At 49.0% G+C, this 239-nt stretch carries 1 protein-coding gene; it reads left to right on the top strand.

The window, feature by feature from the left end:
* The coding region (locus AC0QHF_RS07080) for an IS200/IS605 family accessory protein TnpB-related protein (RefSeq protein WP_324703495.1) at positions 1-239 on the top strand (239 nt) is incomplete at both ends.

Here is a 239-nt window from a genome sequence, read left to right as displayed (position 1 = left end):
CGTTATCAGACATGGGTAAACCACAACATTAGTAGACGGATTGTTGACTCTGCATATTCAGCGAATCAGGCCATTGCGCTGGAAGACTTGACCGGGATTCGGGAGCGCACCAACCTACAGCGTAGAAGCAAAACTGAGCGTAGACGTTCCAATAGTTGGGCGTTCTATCAACTCAGGATGTTTATCGACTACAAAGCAACGGCTAAAGGTGTCCCCGTTGTTCTGGTGAACCCTGCGTA

It is taken from the genome of Lyngbya sp. CCY1209, assembly GCF_055795065.1.
Note: the sequence above shows the minus strand (reverse complement) of the source record. Positions and strands in the feature narration are given on the sequence as shown.